The sequence below is a fragment of the Mycobacterium angelicum genome (assembly GCF_002086155.1).
GTDB lineage: Bacteria > Actinomycetota > Actinomycetes > Mycobacteriales > Mycobacteriaceae > Mycobacterium > Mycobacterium angelicum.
Map to the genome: position 1 here is coordinate 17,372 of NZ_MVHE01000030.1, position 22,344 is coordinate 39,715.

Sequence of the window (22,344 nt, forward strand, 5' to 3'; positions counted from 1 at the left end):
TCAAGGAAGCGACCGTCAGCGGGGCGACCGCGAATCATCCAAGATGACCCTGAGAATTTAACGGGGCTGATCCCAAACCGCTACTCGGACACAGCGCCGAAAAGCCAGGTCTTGGCGACTAAATACGTGCCGTGGAAACCGGGCGAAGGGAGAAACGGCCGGTGATCACCACTGTGCTGGACAATGCGCCGTCAATAGGCGCCCCGTAGGCGTTTTCTGTGAATGTGCTGTCAGTTTGAGCGCGACGTCACTTCGCTGAGCTGACCAGCGACGGACGCACACCGATGTCACGCTTGCGGTGGGTCACCGAGCGCCACGCGGAAGGCGAGTAGTGAGTCGTCGTTTCTTCGAAGCCGTCGACCGTGCATACGGTGAGTACGCCGGTTTCTTGATTGATCGTGAGATCGTCGCAATCGCCTTTGATTTCTTCCCCATCAACAAGCCGGATTACGAACATGTGCTGTCCTTCCTTGTTGCGGTCCCTGGTATCGCCCTGCGGCGAACCCGGGGGCCACTCCATTCCGCGTGCGGACGGAGCTTATCGACCTACCGGGCAACCCGCGCGTCGAGCGGGAACGTCCAGTCACGGTGATGCTAAGAGCGCAGCTGAGATGGCAACAGACCGCTGTGCGACGTGGCGGTAAACGGTTGGGAAACGTTTGGCGTCTCACATGCGAGCCGCCGGTGCCGAGCACCCTGGTAAATCCGGGTCTGCCTGGGAAAACATGCGATGGCAGAGGCGCGCCGGACCGGTGCGACTTATCCATTTGGCCTGAGGTTCACCTGAACCTCAGGTTGGCTCGCGGACCCATTTTTGATGCGGGTGAGGCGCAGCTAAGTAGGTTAGGCTACATTTACTAGCTGTGACCGATGTCGGGGTGGAAACGAGTCCTGCCAGCACTGCATCGCAGTCGATTCCCCTGCCCGCCGACATCGATCCGGCCGATCTGGCCGCCGAGTTGGCCGCCGCGCTGCCCGAGCCGCTGGGCGAGGAATATCTGCTCTACGAGTACGACGGCCAATGGGTCCTGGCCGAGGGCGCGCACGCGATGGTGGAGCTGGACAACGACGAGCTGCGTGTCATCCGTGACGGCGCCGTTCAGCGTCAGCAGTGGTCGGGACCTCCGGGGCCGGTGCTGGGCGAAGCCATCGACCGGCTATTGCTGGAAACCGACCACGCCTTTGGCTGGCTTTCATTCGAATTCGGCGTCTACCGCTATGGGCTGCAGCAGCGGCTTGCTCCGCACACGCCCCTGGCCCGGGTGTTTTGGCCGCGCACCCGAATAGTCGTCACCCGCCAGGAGGTCCGCCTTCATGGGGCGCAGGCTCGCCATCGTGAAGCGGTGCAACGGTTGCTCGATACCGGGCTGCGCGGCGTGCCGGCCCCGCGCCCACTCAGCTTGACCGACGACCCGTCCGGCTATCTGGAGCGGGTGTCGACAGCCGTCGGGGAGATCGCCGGCGGCAGCTATCACAAGGTGATCCTGTCTCGTTGTGTCGATGTTCCTTTCGACCTCGACTTCCCATCGACCTATCGGCTGGGCCGTCGCCACAACACTCCGGTGCGGTCATTCTTGTTGCACCTCGGTGGAATTCGTGCCCTGGGGTACAGCCCGGAGATCGTTGCGGCGGTGCGCCCCGACGGGACGGTGCTGACCGAGCCGCTGGCCGGTACTCGGGCGTTGGGCCGTGGGCTCGCCACCGACCGGCGGGCGCGCCAAGAGCTGGAATCAGATCCGAAAGAGATTGTCGAGCACGCCATTTCGGTTCGCTCGTCGCTCAAGGAGATCACCGAGGTCGCCGAACCGGGAACCGCGGCGATCGTCGATTTCATGCGGGTGCGTGAGCGCGGCAGTGTGCAGCACCTCGGGTCGACGATCAGTGCGCGCCTCGACGCGTCGCGTGACCGCATGCAGGCTCTGGAGGCACTCTTTCCGGCCGTCACCGCGTCGGGAATTCCGAAAGCGGCCGGGGTGGAAGCCATTCTGCGACTCGACGCCAGTCCGCGGGGCCTGTATTCGGGTGCGGTCGTGATGTTTTCCGCAGACGGCGGACTCGACGCGGCGCTGACGCTGCGGGCGGCCTACGCCCGGGAGGGGCGAACCTGGCTGCGGGCCGGCGCCGGCATCATCGAGGCCTCCGAACCCGCGCGTGAGTTCGAGGAGACCTGCGAGAAGCTCTCCACGCTGGCGCCGTATCTGGTTGAACGGCAATAGCTTTCGATTAGCGTCGAGGTCAGCTCGCTCTGGAGGCGGTTGCGCCCGCCGCGGACAACGAAACCGCAATGAATTGCGAGACGTGCGCCATGGCTTTGGGCGCTTCGGGGGAGATGCGCGGCAGCGCCTGGAACACATGCACCTGGTCCGGCCACACCTGCAATTCGCAGTCACCGCCGGCGGCGCGGATGTCAGCGGCGAGTTGGCGAGCGTCTGCCTCGAGCATTTCGGCGCCGCCGGCCTGGATCAAGGCCCGGGGCAGGGGTGGCCCGCCGGCGACATCGAGCTTCAGCCGATGGTGGGTTGGATCGACACCGACGTGGTACAGAGCGACCACTCGGGCCGCGGCGGCGGCCCGAACGGCTGGATCGGGGCGCTGTAGCTCACGCGCGGCGCACAGTTCGAAGGTCAGATCGATCAGCGGAGAGAACAGCACCAGCCCCGCGGGCGGCTTGTCGGCGACCTCCGGTTGCAGCAGCATGTCCACCGCTAAGTGACCGCCGGCCGAATCTCCGGCGATCACAATGCGTTCCGGCGGCAAACCGCTCGCGTGTGGCAGCCAGTCCCAGGCCGCGCGCACGTCGTCGGCCGCGGTGGGGAAGCGGTAGCGCGGCGCCAGCCGGTAGTCGACGCAGAACACCGGCAGTCCGGTCAGGGACGAAAGCCAGGACGTCAGCCGGCGATGTGTTCGGGGCGAACACATGGTGAAGCCGCTGCCGTGCACGTAGTAGATCGCTGCGCTGGTGTTGCGGCTGACCCCGGTCGGTATGTGCGGTCCGTAGACCCATTCGCCGATGACGCGGCGCCCGTCCGGGAGTACCGAGTTGACTTGTTCGACGCGGGTACCTGCCAGCGACCGTCCGAACGTGCCCATCAGCCGGGCGATGAGCTGGCGCGACGCCCAGACGCCCCACGCCCGGTCCGGAGGAATGGCTCCAGTGATCGGCCGTAGCATCATGGAGCTCACTGCGATTGCGCTGCGGGCTCGCAGTGACCCGCGCACTGGAACGCCGTCGTTCATGAAGGTGCAGTGAATACCAAATGGTGACGTTCGTCAATGGCACATTTGCACAGACCACATGTGCATTCAGCAGTCTCATATCGCATTCTAGAGTTGCCTTTTGGTTTGCAGCGCGGCTCAATGCCGATTGGGAACTATAGCGCCGCCCCGAGCTGGGCCGCGATCGCCCGCTTGTCGATCTTTCCGATCGGCGTCGTCGGCAACGTCGACATTGCGACCAGCATGTCCGGCCGGACGTGGGTGGCCACCCCACGCTGGTCGAGGTAGCTATTCAACTCTGGTAGCGTCAGCCGGCCCCCGGTGAAAACCACTGCGGCACAGATCTTTTCACCCAGATGAGGGTCGGGCAGCGGAACCGCTGCTGCCGACCAGATCGACGGATGGCTGAGCAACTGCTCTTCGATTTCCTGCGCGGCAATGGTTTCCCCGCATCGGCAGATCACGTCTTTCACCCGCCCGGTCACCATCAGATAGCCGTCGGGGCGCAACCGCACCAGGTCGCCGCTGCAGTAAAAGCCGTCGGGATCAAAGCTGCGCTCGTTATCGCGCTCGGCGCGAAAGTAACCGTTGATCGTGTAGGGCCCGCGCACCAGGAGCTCGCCTTCGTCGCCCGCCGCCACCGGTGCGCCCGCCCCGTCGACGATGCGCAATTCGTCGGCGGGGGATAGCGGCCGGCCCTGGGTGTGTTCGACCAGTTCCGGCGGATCGCCGATGCGGGTGAAGTTGAGCAGTCCCTCGGCCATCCCGAATACCTGCTGCAGGCCCGGGGTCAGCGCGGTGCGCACCCGGCGAGCGTCCTCGGGTTCCAGCTTGGACCCGCCAACCTGCAACAGCCGCAGTGACTTTGGCGTGACCGGCTCCCAGTCGGATGCCTGCGCCCAGAGTTTGGCCAACGCAGGTACCACAGCGGTGACGGTGACGCGGTGCCGTTCGATGGTGGCAAAAGCCGCCTCCGGGCTCGGGTCGGCGCTGAAAACGACCGTGGCGCTTACCGACATCGCGCCCAGCATGCCGGGGCAGGCCAGCGGAAAGTTGTGTGCGGCCGGCAGCGACACCAGATACACGTCATCGCTTGTCAGTTGACACAGCTGGGCACTCGCCGTGGCGTTGTAGACATAGTCGTCGTGGGTGCGCGGGATCAGCTTCGGTGTGCCGGTGGTGCCCCCGGATACCAGCAGCAGTGCGGGCGACGCGGTGTCGCAGTCGATCTTCGGCGGTTCGCCGGCGGGCAGGTCTGGCCACGACACAAACGGGCCCGGATCCCCGTCGACGATCACGTGACGCAACCGCGGTTGTGCGGCGACCAGCCGCTCGGCCATCGGCCGGTAGTCGAAACCGCCGGCGGTCTCGGCGATGATCAACCCAACCGCGCCACTGAGGTGCGCGAAGTGGCCCAGTTCGGCCAAGCGGTGCCCGGGCAGGCACATCACCGGGATGGCTCCGGCGCGCAGCAGGCCGAACAGCGCCACGGCGAACCGGCTCGAATTCGGGAGTTGGAGCAGCACTCGGTCGCCGGGTGCGATGCCGAGCGCGGCGAACCACGCGGCGGCCCGGTCGCACAGCTCGTCCAGCTCGGCATAGGTGTGTGTGACTGCTGCATCTGCGACACCGGCACGCTGTGGCCAGCTCGCCGCCGCCTGGCGCAAGAGCGAGTCGACGGTGCGGCCGGTCCAGTAGCCGGCCGCCCGATACGCGGCCGCGCGCTGCGGTGTGCAGCCGATGAACCCGTCCAGCGGCGCGGGCGGCCGGCCGGATTCGGGCGGCTGAGCAGGGGTAACAGGCACTCGGTAACTCCCTTGGGGGCGAGAGTGTGCTGCCCCGCCAACATAGGGTAGCGTACACGAAGTTAGGACAGCCTGAGCTAAGCAAGCGGAGTTGGGGGTCTTGGGACGATGAGCCGCACGCTCGCTATCGTCGGGGCCGGAGCGAAAGCCGTCGCGGTGGCCGCCAAGTCCGCGGTACTGCGCGACATGGGAGTCGACACTGCCGAGGTTGTCGCCATCGAACGAACCGAGGTCGCGGCCAACTGGCTGCCCAGTGGCGGCTGGACGGACGGTCGGCAGCGGTTGGGCACCAGTCCGGAAAAAGACGTCGGCTTCCCCTATCGGTCCGCGTTGGTGCCTGGGCGCGACGCCGAAGTCGACGAGCAGATGATTCGGTTCAGCTGGCAGTCGTATCTGGTTGCCACGGACCAATTCGTGGGCTGGGTCGACCGGGGCAGACCGGCCCCCACGCACGAGACCTGGGCCCGCTATTTGCAGTGGGTTGCCGAGGTCGCCGGGCTGAAAGTCGTTCGCGGGGAAGTGCTTCAGATCGGCCTCGAGGATTCGCGCTGGGCGCTGCACACGGCGGAGTCGAGCCTGGCCGCCGACACCTTGATGATCACCGGCCCGGGGCAGCCCGAGCGGTCCATGCTTTCCGGCGACCCGCGGGTTCTGTCGATCGCGCAGTTCTGGCAGCGCGCCGGCCGGCACGACCGGATCGTCGCCGAGAACGTTGCGGTTATCGGCGGTGGCGAGACCGCCGCATCGATTCTCAATGAGCTTTTCCACCATCGGGTTTCGGCGATCACGGCGATCGCCCCGCAAGCGACCCTATTCACCCGCGGTGAGGGCTTCTTCGAGAATTCGCTGTTTTCCGATCCCACCGGCTGGCGCAGCCTCACCCAGGCCGAACGGCGCAACTGCATTGCCCGGACCGATCGCGGGGTGTTCTCCGCACGCGTTCAGGAGTCGCTGCTTGCCGACGAGCGGATCAAGCATCTCCGCGGACGCGTCGCTCGGGTCGCGGACCGAGACAACCGCATTTGGCTCACGTTATCCACCGACAACTGTGGTGAGCCGCTCGAAACCCTGCACCGCTTCGACCTTGTCATCGACGGATCCGGTGCCGATCCGCTGTGGTTTGTGCCGTTATTGCAGCCCGAAGCCGTGGACCTGCTGGAGCTAGGCTTGGGCGGCCCGTTGTCCGGCGAGCGGCTGGAGGAGTCCATCGGTCACGACTTGGCCGTAACGGGCGTCACCCCGAAACTGGTGCTGCCCAACCTTTCCGGTGTCAACGAGGGGCCGGGCTTTCCCAACCTGAGCTGCCTGGGTCTGCTCTCCGACCGGGTGCTGGGCGCCGAGATGGGCATCGAGATCAGCCCCGCCGAGACACCGGTGGGCAGGACCGGCGAGTACCAATCCGTGTGAATCCGGCTGCCGGCCTAAGCGTCCAGCTTGGCCAGCACGTCTGCCACCGACGCACCGCCGAGCAGATCGGCCACCTCCAGATCGTGGTCGAACTCGATTTTGACCTGACGGCGAAACTCCAAGGCCTGCAGGGAATCCAGGCCGATGGCAACCATGGGCACCGTGGTGTCGATCGCCTGAATGCCCTCGACACCGATGGCCTGGGCCAGTAGCCGCACCAATCGGTGCGGCACGCTCGCCGCCGCGGCGGGGCCCGAATCGGCAGCGGGGACGGCCGCCGAATTCAGTTGCGCCAATAGTGTTTCGCGGCCACAGGTTTCGAGCACGGCGCGGGCCCGGTCCAAATCGAACGAGGCGACGATCGCGTTCTCGCCAAGGCAGGTCACGTCGACGGCCAGTGCGTCGGCGGGCCGCATGGGAACGACGCCGAGGCCGCCCAGCATCGCGAGGCCGGAGTCGTCGAGATGGACCTTCCAGTGTCCCCACTGCACCGAAACGCACTCCACGCCTACGGATTTCAGTCGGTGGGCCATGGCGTCGAGCATCCGGTTGGCGGCGGCGTAGAGGGCCAGGCCGCGACCGCCGACGGTCGCCGAAATCGAGGAGCAGAGAATCACCCGGGCGTCGTCGGTGCGGGGGAAGGTTTCCAGCATGCGCGCGATGCCGACGACTTTGGCTTGCAGGGCCTGATCGACGTGTGCGGCGGTGATGTCGTCCAGTTCGACACCCGAATAGGCCACGGCGGCATGAATTATCAGATCCGCCGGCGTGTCTTGGTGTTGCCGCGCCAGTTCGGCTACCGTGGCCTGGTCGCTGAGATCGCATTGGGCCACCCGGATCTGGGTCGCCGTGTCCGAACGGAGCCGCTGCAGTCGATCCGCGACGGCTGGGCTTTCTCCCGATCGATTCACCAGGGTGATGCGCGGGGTGCCGCGGCTTGCGAAGTGCTCGCAGAATTCGAGCCCGAGCTTGCCGGTCCCGCCGATGATGAGCACATGTTCGGGATGTTGAGCATCGGGGGATGGCGCGGCTTGCCGCTCGGAGACCCGCTTTACATACAGGCCACCGCCACGTAGTGCCAGCTCGGATTCACCGCGAGTGTGCAGGGCCGCAACGATTTTGGGCGCGAACTCGGTCGCCGGGCCGGGCGGCAGATCGAGGTGCCGGAATCGCACGCCCGGATACTGCGCGCCGATGCTGCGGAAGCCCGCGCTGGCCGCCGCGTGCACCAGATCCGGCGGGCCGTCGTCGGCGAGCACCGCCTCACTGCGCACCGTCACCAGCCAGCAGTCGGTCACCGCGTCGGTAACTCCAGGCCACCAGGCTCGGTCGGCGAAGAACGTCGCGACCTCGTTCGCCGCCGCGGCGGTGTCCAGGTGCGGTGATTGCGGAAGAAGTATGACGTAGGTGTCCAGATCGCTGCCGGCGCTGCTGTTTTGGGGGTCGACGAGCTTGGCCGTGGCGCCGAGTTGGCTGGCCGCTGCGCAAAGCGCATCGGCCAGCTCCGCGCACGCCGTGGTGTGATCGATGATCCCCAGCGCGCGCGGCGCTACCAGCGAGCGTTGCTGCAACCTCACCCATTCCTCGGTGAGGAGCCGTGGCCTCGTCAAAACTTCGGTGGAGTCCGGCGCCGACACGCAGGGCTCGGCGAATTCGGTACGGCCACGGCGCTGCCCGCCCTGCTCGTAGGGGGCCCAGAGCTTGATTTCGTTCAGCACCGTGTTGGGGAAGTCCGGCAACGGCAGCGGCGCCGGTCCGTCGGACTCCGTTCGCAGGCAGTCCCACGGGTATTCCAGGTCATGCACCGCAAGCTGCGCGAGGTTGCGGCTGAGCTCACCCAGATCGCCGGCCGTCCGGCTGGATGTGCCGACCACCAGGGTCTCGGGTAAGTCCGCCAAGCCGGCGAGATTCTCTTCGATCGCCAGCTGCAGTGTCGGATGCTCGGCCAGCTCGACGAAGGTGTCGACGCCCAGCGGAATGGCGGCCGCGATCGCCTTATCGAACCGAACGGTGTTGCGCAGGTTCCAAAACCAGTACTGGTCGACTGGCAGGTCGCCGGTCAGGGGACCGCCGAGGGTTGCGCCGAGGCAGTCGATATCGGAGTCCAGAAACTTCGGGTTCTCCAGCTCGCGTGCGATCGCGCCGCACACCTTGTCGCCGAGTCCTTGGATCAGACTGGTATGCGCGGGATACCGGACGCGAATGACGCGGGCGAACGTGCCGCGCTCGGTGAGGATGTCCACGATGCCCTGCACCGTGTCCCGGTCACCTGAGATCCCGGTCATGCCGGGGGAATTGACCACCGAGAGCTCGGCCCAGCCCGCGCCTCGCGCGAGCAGGTCCTCACAGGTGTCGCGGTCGGCGGCGACGACGGCCATCGCGTAGTCGCCCGCGTCGAACTCGTCGGCCGCACGTGCCCGGATTCCGACGACGCGCACCGCATCCGGCAGGGTGATCTTGCCGGCTATGTAGGCGGCTGCGATTTCACCCTGGCTGTGCCCGACGGTGACGTGTGGCCGCAGACCGAACGACCGCCACATTGCGGCCAGGCCGGCCATCTGGGTGAACAATGCCGGCTGAACGATGCTGGCACTGTCCGGCGCCGAAAGTTGTTCGTCGAGAAGGTAAGTCAGTGGCGAACCGCCGAGCTGTGTCTGGAACTCGTCGGCGCAGCGATCCACCTCGGTCCGGAAGGCCGGAACCGACTCGTAATAGAGCCGGCCCATCCCGGGCCGCTGGCTGCCCTGGCCGGGAAACACGCAAGCGTGCCGGCGGGCGGTGGCTGCGCTGCCGGTGCGCACCACCGAGGGGTGGTCTCGCTCGTCGGCAACCGCTTGCAGGGCGCTGATCAAGTCCTCGTGGCCAGCCACCATGGCCAGGGCGCGGTACCGGCGGGCGACCCGCGTGCGGAACAACATTGTCGCGATGGCCTGGGCGGTGGCCTCGGGATGGCCGGCGGCGTAGGAAAGTACGGCCGCGGCCTCGTTGCGCACCAGTTCGGCGTTGTCCGACGACAGCAGCACCGGGATAGTGCCGTCGGGGAGCCGGTAGGTAACTGTCACTCGACTCGCTCCTCGGAACCGGCGGGCATGGCAATGATCGCGTGCGCATTGGCGCCGCCCGCGCCGAACGACGAGGCGGCGCCGTAGCGGATCCCGTTTTTGGGTTCCCAGGGGTGCAGCTTGGTGGCCAGCCGTAGGCCGGTCAGATCCCAGTCGAGCTTCTTGGTTGGGTTGTCCGAGAACAGAGTTGGCGGGATGTGGCCGTGTTGACCGGCGAGCAGTAGTTTTATCAGCCCGAGCATTCCGGATGCGGCTTGGGAATGGCCGGCGTTGGACTTGATCGATCCCAGTAGCGCTTCGGATCCGCCGGCGCCGTACGTCTTGAACAGCGCCACCAATTCCATTGGGTCGCCGGCAAGGGTTGCGGTGCCGTGTCCTTCGATCATGCCCACGTCCGCCGGGTCGATTTCGGCCACCTCGAGTGTCTTGCGGACCAGTTGTTCCTGCGCGCGGATGCGGGGCACCAGAATCGGCTTGCCTTTGCCGTTGTGGTTGGTGCGAATGGCCAGGATTCGGCCCAGGATTCGGTGTCCCAGTCGCCGGGCTCGTGACTCACGTTCGACCAGCACCGCTCCGGCGCCCTCGCCCCAGACCGTGCCGGTCGCGTCGTCGGAGTAGGCGCGGCAGTGCCCGTCGTCGGAAAGGGCATTGAGCCGGGCGAATTCATAGAAGGCCGACGGTGCACCGAGAACACATACGCCGCCGGCGATGGCCCATTCGCACTCGTCCAGCGCAATTGCGGTGGCGGCCAGGTGCAGTGCGGTCAGCGACGACGCGCACGCGGTATCAACCGATATCGATGGGCCGGTCAGTCCCAGGAAGTGCGAGATGCGGCCGGCGCCGCCAAGTTGACCCATGCCGACGGTTCGGTGACCGGTATAGGCATCGGCCACCGCGGCGCGGGTTCCGTACTCCGACATGGACATTCCGATGAAACAGCCGGCCTCCTCGCCCTCGACCCCGCCCGGGTTGACGCCGGCGTTTTCCAGCGCCTGCCACGCCACTCGCATCGCAACGCGTTGCTGGGGGTGCATCACGAGGGCCTCGCGGGGGGTGATGCCGAAGAAGTGTGGGTCGAATACCGTTGCGCTGTCCATGAATCCGCCCGCATCGGGCACCTGTCCCCAGCCGTCCAACTCCGAAACCGACAGCAGGTCGTCGACCGGCCAGTTGCGGTCCCGGGGGAACGGTGAGAGCAACTCCCGCGATTCGGCGAGCGCCGACCACAATTGCGCCGGCGTGCCGATTCCGCCCGGAGCTTCGACGGCCATCCCGGAAATGACGATCGGATCGCTGGATGGCGCCAGCGTGGCACCGTATCTGCTCACGCTGTTTGCCCGCAGCGCGCGTAGGACGCGACCAAGTCGGCAACGGCGTCGAGGTGATCGTTCAAGTAGAAGTGTCCGCCGTCGAACATGGTGACTTCGAGGGCGCTGGTGTGTTTGCCCCAGCCGTAGAGATCGGCCAGGGTGACGATCGGGTCTTCGTCGCCGCCGAGCGCCAGAATGGGCGCGGCTATCTTGACGTCCTCGTCGCACAAGTAGGTGTCACAGGCGTGATAGTCGGCCTTGATCACCGGAAGTGCCAGCTTCATCAGCTCGCGGTTGCTGAACACATCCGCGGTGGTGCCTTCCAGCGCTGCCAGATAATCCAGGATTTCGTCGTCATCCTTTGGGTGCGGTGGTTTAGCCGACGAATTGCTCGGGGCCACCGACGCCGAGACATTCAGTCGCCCGACTTTGATTCCCCGGGCCTCGGCGAGCCGGACGAACTCGAAGGCCACCCAACCGCCCATGCTGTGGCCGAACGCGAAGAGCGGAAGCCCGCGATTGTGGGGCGAGTCCGCGAACTCCGCGAGTGCTCCTTCGGCGATCGCGGGCAACTCAGTGAGCGGCGTTTCGGCGGCGCGGTCCTGGCGGCCGGGAAACTGGAAAACGAGGACGGTGAACTTCTTACTCAAGACTTTGGACAGGTTGCGATAGGCCGACGCGCCGGCCCCGGCATGCGGAAAGACCAGCAGAAGCGGGTTGTCGGGCGAATCGGGTTTGTGGAACTCCCTGATCCACCCCAGTGGGCGCCGCATGCACAGATACCTTTCGATTTCCCAGTGGCCCGTATGTGCCGGCATCAGCTCAGCAGGCGCCGCAACAGCCGCAAAAGCTATGCAACTTAGCGAAGGCTAACATAATCTGCTGGACTAGGGACCGGTACCGCGCCGGCGAGGGCCGGCCGCCCGGTCCAGCGTGGTCAACCGTCGAAATTAAGGGGTCACTGCCTGATGCGCGTCGTCTCGTTCGGTTTCCAAACTTGGGGACGGAAGACCCTGCAAGCGTTGCTCGACCTGAATCATGAGGTGGTGCTCGCGGTCACCCACCCGGCCAGTGAACAGTCCTACAAAGCCATCTTCTCGGCATCGGTTGAGGAGCTTGCGCTCGAGCGCGGTATCGCGGTGCATATCACCGAACGTGTGGACTCCGCCACCATCGACGTAGTCAAGCGGTCGGAACCCGATGTCATCGTCGTCAACAGCTGGTATACCTGGATGCCGCCGGAGCTGTACAACCTGCCGCCACACGGCACGCTGAACCTGCATGATTCGCTGCTGCCGAAATTCACCGGCTTCTCTCCGGTGTTGTGGGCGCTGATCAGCGGCGAGACCGAATTCGGGTTGACCATCCACCGCATGGACGACGGCCTGGACACCGGAGACATTTTGGTTCAGCGGCGCCTGCCGATCGGACCCAGCGCGACCGGCACCGAGTTGGTCGAGCAAGGGATGGAGTTGATTCCCGGTGCGTTGCGGGATGCGCTGCACGCCCTGGAAACCGGAACGGCGGTCTGGCGGCCGCAGAACAAGGCCGAACGGACCTACTTCCACAAGCGTGCGCAACGCGACAGCCTGATCGATTGGAATTGGCCGGCCGAAGATCTCGAACGTTTCGTGCGGGCACTATCTGACCCCTACCCTCGAGCGTTCGCGTATTACCGAGGCGAACGCATCGAGGTGCTTGAAGCGGTGGTGTCGCAGGCCCGTTACGGTGGCACGCCGGGCCGGGTGATCGTGCAGGAAGGGGGCGGTGCGGTGGTGTCCGGGCCGCAAACCTATCGCGGCGGTAACCATGCGCTGGTGATTCTTCGCATCCGTACCGCCGACGGCGTCGAGCATCGCGGAGACCAGTTCTTTCTGCGCGGCGGCTATTTGACCAGCCAGAGTTGAACCGGCGAACCTTAGGAGTGAAGACAAGCGATGATTGACGACGCGAGGACCGTGCAGGAACGCCGTCGCGAGTTGCTGCGTCGACGCATCGCCGAAAGCGGCTTAGCGGCAAAGCAAACGGTGTCGATGCCAAGGGTGCGCGCCGGTGAGCGTTACCCGCTGTCGGCAGGCCAGCGCCGGATGTGGTTCCTGCAGACGATGGACCCGGCGGACGCAACCCTGAACATCTGTGTTGCCTATCAGTTGACCGGTGCCCTGGACGAGGCACGGCTACGAGCCGCTTTCGGTGCTTTCGTCGAGCGCCACGCCGTTTTGCGTACCACCTATGGCGTAGACAGCGAGGGTGAGCCCTATCAGATTTATAGCGATGATGCCGAAATCATTTGGAATACAAATGATTTGACCGAATGGCCCGAACTCGGGCGGAATCTGCGAATCGAGTCGCTGGCGCGCGAGGAGTTCGGCAAACCGGTCAATCTCACCAGCGAACTCCCGTTGCGCGTTACGCTGATCCGCACCGGCGCAGGCGAATTCGTGCTGCTTCTGGTGGTGCATCACATCGCGTGGGACGAAGAATGCTGGGAGGTATTCTTCGGCGAGCTCAGCGCCGCGTACAACGGTCAGGATCTGAGTGCACCGGCTCCGCAATTCGTCGCGGTCGAGGTGATGGAAAGCGCGGTGGAGCCCAGCATCTCCGACGTCGGCTACTGGGCTGACCGGTTGCGTCCGCCACCCGAACCGCTGGAGCTCCCGGGTGCGCGGGCCGCGCATCCGTCCAGGCGCTCCGAACGGCGCACGCATGCGCTGCCCGCCGAGCTTTATCGCCGCGTCGAGGATTTCGCCCGCGCTAGTTCGGCCTCACCGTTGATGGTGCTGCTGGCTGCCTTCGGGGTGCTGGTGCGCCGCTACACCGGCGCAACGGATTTCCTCGTCTCCGTGCCGGTGACCGAGCGCAGCGCCGCGGCCGACGGCGCAATCGGCTATTTCGGCAATACGCTGTTGCTGCGGATCACCACGCGATCCGGGGACACCTTCACCTCGTTCGTCGCAGGGGTGCGCGAAATCTGCCTCGACGGCTTCGCCCATCAGTCGGTCGGCATCGATCGGGTGATACGCGAGATCAACCCGGAGCGAATGGGCCACGACGGCATGGACGAGCTCGTCCGGCTGGGCTTCAGTATGCGCAAGAGCGCCAACGGCTTCGCGTTGGACGGCATCACCGTGCGCCAGCTGCGATTGGGCGCGGTAACCGCGGACCTTCCGCTTGCGCTTGCGATCGTGGTGGAACCCGAGGGTGCATTCGTCGAATTCGATCACCAGATCGACGTGCTGAGCGGCGAACTCGCCGATCAAATGCGGACGCATTACTTACAGCTACTCGACAGCGCGCTGGCCGACCCCCAACATCGTCTCGTCAACCTGGACATGCTGGGCGCCGGCGAGCGGAAAAGCGTTCTGGCGCAGTCGCATGGCGAACTCGTCGCCGCTTCGCCCACCACCATGGTGGCGCTGCTCGAAGCCGCCGCCGCCGGCGCGCCCGACGCGGTCGCGCTGGTCTCCGAGACGACCGAGCTGACCTATGCCGAATTGCACGGTCGCGCAAACCGTTTGGCGCGCTGGTTGATCGGACAGGGCTTCGGTGCCGACGACATCATCGGCCTGCGCATGAGCACGTCGATCGAGTTCATCGTCGCGATGCTCGCCGTACTCAAGGCAGGCGCGGCCTACCTGCCGATCGACCCGGCGTACCCCGGCGATCGCATCGAATACCTCGTTAGCGACGCCCGGCCGAAGGCGGTTCTCGGCCACCACGAACTCGATGCCGCCGAACGAAGCGCCGCGCAGCTCTCGGATGGCGCGCTCACCGACTCCGATCGGCTATCCCCGTTGCGTCCCGAGCAATTGGCCTATGTCATCTACACCTCAGGGTCCACTGGCCAGCCCAAGGGCGTGGCGGTCTCACACCAGGCGATCGCCGAACACGTCGAGGGCTTCACCGCCGAGTGGAGCATGACCGCCGAGGACCGGTTGCTGCAATCGTCGTCGGTGAGCTTCGATGCCTCGCTGTTGGACATCTTCGTCACGTTATCGCTTGGGGCGCAGCTGATTGTGCCCAAAGCGGGCAAAGGCGGAGTGTTCAGTGACATCGCCTATCTGGCCGATCTGATCAGCCGCCACGAGGTCACCGTGCTCCACATGGTCCCGTCGATGCTGAGCACTCTGCTGATGCTGCCGCAAGTCAAAGAATGGCGGCAGCTGCGGCACGTGCCGGTGGGTGGCGAAGCGCTGCCCGGAGAGATCGCCGACAAGTTCTCCGGCTATTTCGACGCGAAGTTGCGTAATCACTACGGCCCGACCGAGGCCGTCGTGTGCTCCACCCACATGTCGGTAACGGGCTCGCACGGCTCGCGGGTGGTACCGATCGGCGTGCCGAACCGCAACGTCTATGCCTATGTGCTGGATCAGGAGCTGCAGCCGGTACCCGCGGAAGTGATCGGTGAGCTGTATCTGGGTGGCGCTCAGTTGGCGCGCGGCTACCTGGGCCGCCCGGCGCTGACCGCACAGCGATTCATCGCCGACCCATTCCTTCCTGGCATGCGGCTATACCGGACCGGAGACCTGGTGCGCCGCAACGTCTCTGGTGAGCTGGAATTCGTCGGTCGAGCCGACGAACAGGTCAAGATCCGCGGCTACCGGATCGAGCCGGGCGAAATCGAATCCGTGATCGCGATGCATCCGGCGGTCGCGCACTGTCTCGTCGTCCCGGAAGACACCGCGGCCGGACCCATACTCGCCGCTTACATCGTGCCCGTCACGAACGCCGAAACCGCCTTCACGGAACTGGAACTCGACGAGATCCGCGGACACGCCGCGTCGGTGTTGCCGGATTACATGGTGCCCGGGGCGTACGCGGTGATCCCCGAAATCCCGCTGACGGTGAGCGGAAAGCTGGACCGGCGCGCACTGCCCGCGCCGACCCATATCGCGGCGCATCAATACCGGGAACCGGTGACAGCCACCGAACAACGGATGTGCGCGATTTTCGCCCGGTTGTTCGGCCGGGAGAAAGTGGGAGCCGAAGACTCCTTCTTCGGGCTGGGCGGCCATTCGCTGCTCGCGGCCCGGCTGATCGCGCAGATCCGCGCCGAATTCGGGATGGCACTGGACGTCCGCACCGTCTTCGATGCCCCGACTCCCGCCGGACTGGCGGCGGTGCTGGTTGAGCAGGTGCGGGCCGAGTTCGACATCGATCTCGACGAGCTGGAATTCGAAGAGCCCGTCGACGGGGGTGCCGGCGACGCGCAGGCGCCGGCGTCGACACGCCCGGACCAGGGCCAGACGGTTCGTCCGCAGCGGCCGCCGTTGTCCTACTCGCAGCTGGCCATGTGGTTCCAGCACCGGATGCGGGGCACCAGTGTGTTCTTCAACCTGGCGCTTTCACTCCGGTTCAGCGGCCCTCTCGACACCACCGCACTTGCCGCGGCCCTCAACGACGTGGTGGCCAGGCACGAGGCACTGCGGACGACTTTCCCTGAGCACGAAGGGTTTCCGTATCAGCGCGTGCGGCCCGACCTATCGGTCGACCTCCCGGTCTCGCGGGTCGCCGCTGACCAAGTTGACGAGGCGGTGGCCGAGCTGCGCAGGTATGCCTTCGCGCTGGATTCCGAGCCGTTGATCAGGCCGACGCTGCTGATGGTGGATCCGGAAAACCACCTGCTGCTACTGCTGATCCACCACATCGTTACCGACCACACTTCGCTGGGCGTTATCTTCGAGGATCTCGTCGGCGCTTATCGCGCCCGGGCGGGCGGACAGGCGCCGGGGTGGGATGCGTTGCCACTGCAGTTCGTCGATCATGCTGTGTGGCAACAGAATGCGTTCGATGGCCCGTGGGGGCAGGCCGAGCTTGCGCATTGGCGTGACGTGTTGGCCGGGCTGCCCGACGAGATCTCGATGGGTGCCGACTATTCGCGGCCACCGATTCTGGGCAGCCGCCCGGAGATAGCGTCATTCGTCGTGCCGGCCGAGCGACGCGCGGCCCTTGCGCAGTTTGCCGGGCAATTAGGGGCCAGCGAGTTCATGGTGTATCAGGCCGCACTGGCGGTGGTGTTGCACAAGCTGGGCGCGGGGAGTGACATTGCCATCGGCAGTCCGGTCGCGGCTCGGGTGGAAGCCGCCACTGCACGCGTCACTGGTCCGTTCGCCAACGTGGTGGTGCTACGCAATGACCTGTCGGAGGATCCGAGTCTGCGAACCATGGTAGTGCGCTGCCGCAGCACGGTCCTGGATGCGTTGGCGCACCAGGAGTTTCCCATCGACCGCTTGGTCGAGTCTCTCAATCCGCGACGCTCGACATCGCGAAATCACCCCTTCTTTCAGAGTTCGATCCACCTACGTGGTCCGCGGGACTGGGCGCGCCAGCCGCGCCGGCTCACCCAGACCGGCCGAACCACGGTGGTTCCCGTCCCGATGGAGTTCGAGATCTCGCTACTGGATCTGGAATTGAGCATGGACGTGCTGCCCGACGGGGACCTCGAAGCGCGTCTGGTCGCCAACGCCGATCTGTATAGCCGCGAAACGGTCGCGCTCATCGCCGATGCGCTCGAGGCCGCGTTCGACGCCTATGCGCTGACGCCGGACCTGCGCATCTCGGCGCTGCAGTTGCTGCCCGCTGCCGCGATGGAAAGGCTGCTTGCACCGGCGATCCCGGCAGCCAGGCAGCCATCGCTGCCGGCCGGAGCAGGTTCGGCGGAAACCGAGCGGGCGCTCATCGAGTTGCTCGAGGAGCTGCTCGACATCACCGACGTCGACCGGGAGGACAACTTCTTCGCACTCGGCGGCGACAGCATCATCTCGGTTCAATGGGCGGCACGCGCGGGCGAGCGGGGGCTGGCGCTGACTCCGGTCATGGTCTTCGAGCACCTGACGATCGCAGAACTCGCCGCCGCGGTGGACACGGCCACCAACCACCCTGTGGCCGAAGGCGATTCGATGTCCGCACCGCAGGCCGAGCCGATGAGTGCCTCGGGTCTGGACGCCGATGCGCTGGCGGCGCTCAGCGCGTCCTGGCACAGCCAATCGTGAGGCAATGGTGACCACAGCTCCGGCACAGATCGAGGACGTTCTCGCGCTTACCCCGCTGCAGGAAGGTCTGTTTGCCCTGTACCGATTGGCCGAGGGCAGCTTCGACATCTACACCATGCAGTTCGTCGCCGACATCGACGGTCCGCTCGATGTCGAGCTGCTGCACAGAAGTGCCCAAGCCATGCTCGACCGGCACCCGAACCTGCGGGCGGCGTTCTGGGATCGCGATGTGCCCAAACCCGTCCAGATCGTGCCGGCGTATGCCGAGCTGCCCTGGTCCGAACGCGTAGCGACGCCAACGGAATTCGACGCCATCGCACGATCAGAGCGGCATCGTCCGTTCGATTTGAGCAGAGGCCCGGCGATGCGTGTGGTCGTGCTCAGCGTGCCCGGCGAGGCGAGATGGCGGATGATCTTCACCGCGCATCACATCCTGGTCGACGGCTGGGGACTCGGCGTCTTCTTCACCGAGATGCTCGCGGTATATCGGGCCGGGGGAGCACTCGACGGGCTACCCGCTGCGCGTCCGTACCGCGACTACATCGCCTGGTTGGCTGGCCAAGACAGGGCGGCGGCGGTTGCCAAGTGGACCGACTACCTCAAGGGCGTGACCGCGCCGCTCATGGTGGCCGAGGGCACGTCCGCCGCGGCCGGCGGCGTTCCGGAGCAGGCACAGTCGCTGCTGCCTGCCGGCGAGACCGCTCGGCTTCGGCAATGGGCCGGACGCAACGGACTCACCCTCAACACCGCGGTGCTGTTCGCCTGGATCGTCGTGCTCAGCAGGCTCACCGACCGTCGCGACGTCGTCTTCGGCACCGTCGTGTCGGGCCGTCCGGAGAACGTGCCCGGCATCGAGACGATGGTCGGGATGTTCATCAACAGCGTGCCGGTGGTGCACTACGTCAGCGCCGCCGCACCGGTAGTCGAACAGTGTGTCGCGCTGCAGCGTGAGTCGTCGGCGATGCGTGACATCGGCTACCTGAGCTTGTCGGAGCTACAGCGTGCACACGGCGGCGGCGCCCTGTTCGACAGCATGTTCGTGTTCGAGAACGCACCGATCGAGGACGCGATTCATCCGGTGACCACTCCAGACGGTGCCCGCTTCACTCCCATTGCCGGAGAAAGTCTGACGCACTACCCGTTGACCGTCGTCTCGCACTTGAAGAACGACGCGCTGGTGGTGGTGGCGGAAGCGATTTGCGCGGCGGTGCCCCATCTCCCCGCCGCGCAGATCTGCGAGCGAGTGGTCGCGGTGCTGCGTCAGCTCCCCGACATCGGCGATCGAACCCCCGATGCGCTAGATGTGTTGACCACGGCAGAGCGTGCCGAATTCGCCGGTCTTGGTGCGCGATCCGTGCCGATTCTCGAGGTCACGGTGTGGGAGCTGTTCGAGCGGCAGGTCCGCGCCACCCCGGACGCCGACGCCCTCACCGCGGGCGATGGTGAGCGCTACACCTACGCCGAATTACATGCCGCGGCATGCCGATTGGCGAGTGCGCTGGCCGCCCGGGGCGTGGGGCCGGAAACGGTGGTAGCTCTGGCATTGCCGCGCTCGAGCCAGTCGATCGTCGCGATCCTGGCCGTGCTGGCCGCGGGCGGGGCATACCTGCCGATCGACGTCACCCTGCCCGCCGCGCGGATCGAATCCATTCTTCGCCAGGCGAATCCGATACTGGCGGTCGTCGGGGACGGCGGCGCCGACTTGGTGGGTACGCGCATTCCGAAGTTGGATCCCGCTGTGGCCGGCACTAATTCGGCCTCTAATTCGGTCTCTAATTCGGCCCTAGCGCCGAGGACGCACCGAGACCCTCGGCATAGTGCGTACATCATCTTCACCTCCGGCTCGACCGGTGAACCCAAGGGTGTCGTCGGCACCAACGCCGCACTGCTCAGCTATTTCGCCGACCACCGGGAACGCGTGTACCGGCCGGCCATGGCGCGGCTGGGCCGCCCGCTGCGGATCGCCCACGCCTGGTCGTTGAGCTTCGACGCCTCCTGGCAGCCGATGATCGGCCTGCTCGACGGCCACGCGCTGCATCTGTTCGACGCCGAAGAGATGCGTGATGCGGATCGACTGGTAAAGGGCATGGCCGCAAACCGGATCGACATGATCGACACCACGCCCTCGATGTTCGTCCAGCTGCGCGCCGCCGGGCTGTTGGACCACGAGCTTGCGGTGCTGGCCCTGGGCGGCGAGGCCATCAACAGCGTGCTGTGGGACCAGTTGCGGGCATTGCCGTCGACCTCCGTGTACAACTGCTACGGGCCGACCGAGATGACGGTCGAGGCGGTGGTGGCCCCCGTTCATGACTACCCGGCCCCGACGATCGGCACGGCCAACGCCGGAACCTTCGGTTACGTACTGGATTCGGCGTTGCGGATGGTGCCCAACGGTGTGGTCGGTGAACTCTATCTGTCCGCCGCACAGCTCGCCCGCGGGTACGTCGGCCAATCGGGGATGACCGCCGCTCGCTTCGTGGCCGATCCGCTGCGGCCCGGCCAGCGCATGTACCGCACCGGTGATTTGGTGCGCAGACTGGGGCACGGCGGGTACGCATATCTGGGCCGTGAGGACACCCAAGTCAAGATTCGCGGCTACCGGGTGGAAGTCGGTGAAATCGAGGCCGCCTTGCGCGGCCGGCCCGGTGTTCACGACGCGGCAGTATCCGTGCTGCGCCGGGAGAACGGCACCACTTTGGTGGGTTTTGTTGTGTGGCAGGAGAATACGAACGCCGACCCGGCCTATCTGCGTACCGAGCTCACCGAACGGCTGCCGTCCTACATGGTGCCGGCCCGGATCGTGGCGCTGGATGCGCTGCCGGTGAACGCCAACGGAAAACTGGACGGGCACGCATTGGATCGGCTGGCCGCCGGCGCGCTGTCCGCGGCTGCGGGCGAGGCGCTGGCGTCCAACGAGACCGAACGGGTGCTGTGCGAGCTGTTCGAGGAGCAGTTCAATGGCGTGGTCCCACACCTTGACGACGACTTCTTCACATTCGGTCTGGACAGCATCGTGGCGATCTCGTTGGTGCACAAGGCGCGCCGGCGTGGTCTGACGCTGAGCCCGCGGATGGTGTTCAGTGCCGCGACCATTCGTCAACTCGCCGCCGCGGTCGACGAGGGGCGCGAGTCGGATGCCGGCGTCGCGATCGCCGAATACGGTGAAGTGCCACCGCTTCCCATGGTCTCCTGGCTGTACCAGCACGGGAACTTCCGCCGCTTCACCCACACCGTGCTGCTCCGGCTGCCGTCTGATATCGACCGCTCGGCTATCGAGTTGATGCTGCAATTGCTCCTCGACGGGCACGACACCCTGCGATCGGTGCTGACCGACACCCCCGCAGGGCCGAGGCTGGTGACCCGTGAGCCCGGCGTGGTCAGTGCGGCTGACGTGTTGAGCCGAGTGGAACTGTCGACTGCCGACGAGACCGAATTGATCTGCGCCATACGGCGTTCGGCGCCCGAAGTGATGGACGAGATCGACCCCTACCGGGGTGCGGTGTTGCGGGCCGTCTGGTTCTGTGGAGCCGAACACGGAGATGTGTTGCTGCTCACCGCGCACCACCTGACGGTGGACGTGGTGTCGTGGCACATCATGCTCGGTGACATCGCCGAGGCGTGGCGCTGTGTGCAGGCGGGGACGGCACCTAAGATGTTGCCGGAGTTCACCTCTTACCGCCGGTGGTGTGAGCTGATCTGGCAACGTGCCAACGAGCCGGAGGTGCGGGTTCAGCAGGAGTACTGGGTGGCGCAGGTCGGCGCACCCGATGCCGCATTGGGCACGCGCTATCCGGATCCCGCCCAGGACACCTGGTCCACCCTGCGGGTCACCCAGACGGTCACACCGGCCGACGTCACTGCGCTCGTTTTGGCCAGCGTCGCCAGAGACGAGGGGGTGCGTGAATTCCTTTTGGCCGCAACAACAATGGTTATGGCGAGTTGGCGCCGTCTGCGCGGACAGGATCCGGCAGCGGGCACCCTGCTGGCGCTGGAAGGCCACGGACGCGCCGATGCCACCCTGGACACCGATACCACCAACACCGTCGGCTGGTTCACCAGCGCGTTCCCGGCGCGATTCGGGGTGGGCGCGGATGCGCTCGACGTTGCGCAGGCCGAGCAGGACCCGCGGGCCGCACGGACCCTGCTGGACTCGGTGGTCGCCCATCTCGGCGAAGTGCCCAACGAGGGACTGGACTACGGCCTGCTGCACTACATCGCGCGGCTTCCCGAGCTGGAGACGGGGGCCGAACCGCAGATCCAGTTCAGCTATTTGGGTCGCCTGGATCTCGGTGCTGTCGGCGACCAACCGTGGTCACTGCTCGGTGGGGCCCACCTTGCGGCACTGCCGAACGCACCGGAGCCGGATTTACCGCTTCGTTTTGCGCTGAACGTCAGCGCCTTCGTCGCCCACACACCAGAGGGCACCCAACTGATCAGCAACTGGCGCTGGAGCGATGCGCTGTTCGCCAGCTCGGATATCGACCAGATGATGCAACTGTGGCAGCGCGGCATTGCCGCACTGGCCGGCGGCCTGGACAGAAACCCGGCTTGA

At 65.9% G+C, this 22,344-nt stretch carries 11 protein-coding genes; 5 read left to right on the forward strand and 6 right to left on the reverse strand.

Annotated elements, in window-relative coordinates; all coding sequences use genetic code 11:
* Positions 1 to 247: 247 nt before the first annotated feature.
* Positions 248 to 457 (reverse strand): hypothetical protein, encoded by a 210-nt coding sequence (locus tag BST12_RS17535; protein WP_083114420.1) that lies wholly within the window; start codon positions 455 to 457, stop codon positions 248 to 250.
* Positions 458 to 863: 406 nt separating this feature from the next.
* On the opposite strand from BST12_RS17535, the gene BST12_RS17540 reads away from it, so the two are divergent.
* Complete coding sequence (locus BST12_RS17540) at positions 864 to 2,216, forward strand: salicylate synthase (RefSeq protein WP_083114406.1); 1,353 nt, start codon at positions 864 to 866, stop codon at positions 2,214 to 2,216.
* A gap of 19 nt (positions 2,217 to 2,235) precedes the next feature.
* On the opposite strand, the gene BST12_RS17545 is transcribed toward BST12_RS17540, so the two are convergent.
* On the reverse strand, positions 2,236 to 3,237 hold the full coding sequence (locus BST12_RS17545) for an alpha/beta hydrolase (protein ID WP_083114407.1): 1,002 nt from the start codon (positions 3,235 to 3,237) through the stop codon (positions 2,236 to 2,238).
* A 134-nt stretch (positions 3,238 to 3,371) separates the two neighbouring features.
* Positions 3,372 to 5,021, reverse strand: coding sequence for a (2,3-dihydroxybenzoyl)adenylate synthase (locus BST12_RS17550; protein ID WP_245850386.1), 1,650 nt, complete (start codon positions 5,019 to 5,021; stop codon positions 3,372 to 3,374).
* A 108-nt stretch (positions 5,022 to 5,129) separates the two neighbouring features.
* On the opposite strand from BST12_RS17550, the gene mbtG reads away from it, so the two are divergent.
* Positions 5,130 to 6,428, forward strand: a complete 1,299-nt coding sequence (mbtG, locus tag BST12_RS17555) for an NADPH-dependent L-lysine N(6)-monooxygenase MbtG (protein WP_083114408.1) — start codon at positions 5,130 to 5,132, stop codon at positions 6,426 to 6,428.
* Between the two features lie 14 nt (positions 6,429 to 6,442).
* Here the strand turns inward: mbtG and nbtC are convergent, their stop codons facing one another.
* The 3 genes from nbtC to BST12_RS17570 are packed head-to-tail and all read right to left on the reverse strand — an operon-like array spanning position 6,443 to position 11,573.
* Positions 6,443 to 9,490: a nocobactin polyketide synthase NbtC gene (gene nbtC / locus BST12_RS17560; RefSeq protein WP_170062142.1), complete on the reverse strand. Its 3,048-nt coding sequence runs from the start codon at positions 9,488 to 9,490 to the stop codon at positions 6,443 to 6,445.
* On the reverse strand, positions 9,487 to 10,797 hold the full coding sequence (locus BST12_RS17565; RefSeq protein WP_276030228.1) for a beta-ketoacyl [acyl carrier protein] synthase domain-containing protein: 1,311 nt from the start codon (positions 10,795 to 10,797) through the stop codon (positions 9,487 to 9,489). Before BST12_RS17565 ends, nbtC begins: the two co-directional genes overlap by 4 nt.
* A 17-nt stretch (positions 10,798 to 10,814) precedes the next feature.
* Positions 10,815 to 11,573, reverse strand: coding sequence for a thioesterase II family protein (locus tag BST12_RS17570; protein ID WP_083114410.1), 759 nt, complete (start codon positions 11,571 to 11,573; stop codon positions 10,815 to 10,817).
* Positions 11,574 to 11,768: 195 nt separating this feature from the next.
* On the opposite strand from BST12_RS17570, the gene BST12_RS17575 reads away from it, so the two are divergent.
* From BST12_RS17575 to BST12_RS17585, 3 genes are read left to right on the forward strand one after another with little or no spacing between them, the layout of a single operon-like run.
* Complete coding sequence (locus BST12_RS17575) at positions 11,769 to 12,707, forward strand: methionyl-tRNA formyltransferase (RefSeq protein WP_083114411.1); 939 nt, start codon at positions 11,769 to 11,771, stop codon at positions 12,705 to 12,707.
* Positions 12,708 to 12,737: 30 nt separating this feature from the next.
* Positions 12,738 to 17,792: a non-ribosomal peptide synthetase gene (locus tag BST12_RS17580; protein WP_083114412.1), complete on the forward strand. Its 5,055-nt coding sequence runs from the start codon at positions 12,738 to 12,740 to the stop codon at positions 17,790 to 17,792.
* A 4-nt stretch (positions 17,793 to 17,796) separates the two neighbouring features.
* On the forward strand, positions 17,797 to 22,344 hold the full coding sequence (locus BST12_RS17585; protein ID WP_211281293.1) for a non-ribosomal peptide synthetase: 4,548 nt from the start codon (positions 17,797 to 17,799) through the stop codon (positions 22,342 to 22,344).

Bases quoted from the DNA above. Each gene is read 5' to 3' on its own strand.
- BST12_RS17535 (WP_083114420.1), bottom strand. From the start codon at position 457: ATGTTCGTAATCCGGCTTGTTGATGGGGAAGAAATCAAAGGCGATTGC.
- BST12_RS17545 (WP_083114407.1), bottom strand. From the start codon at position 3,237: ATGAACGACGGCGTTCCAGTGCGCGGGTCACTGCGAGCCCGCAGCGCA.
- mbtG (WP_083114408.1), top strand. From the start codon at position 5,130: ATGAGCCGCACGCTCGCTATCGTCGGGGCCGGAGCGAAAGCCGTCGCG.
- BST12_RS17570 (WP_083114410.1), bottom strand. From the start codon at position 11,573: ATGCGGCGCCCACTGGGGTGGATCAGGGAGTTCCACAAACCCGATTCG.
- BST12_RS17575 (WP_083114411.1), top strand. From the start codon at position 11,769: ATGCGCGTCGTCTCGTTCGGTTTCCAAACTTGGGGACGGAAGACCCTG.
- BST12_RS17580 (WP_083114412.1), top strand. From the start codon at position 12,738: ATGATTGACGACGCGAGGACCGTGCAGGAACGCCGTCGCGAGTTGCTG.
- BST12_RS17585 (WP_211281293.1), top strand. From the start codon at position 17,797: ATGGTGACCACAGCTCCGGCACAGATCGAGGACGTTCTCGCGCTTACC.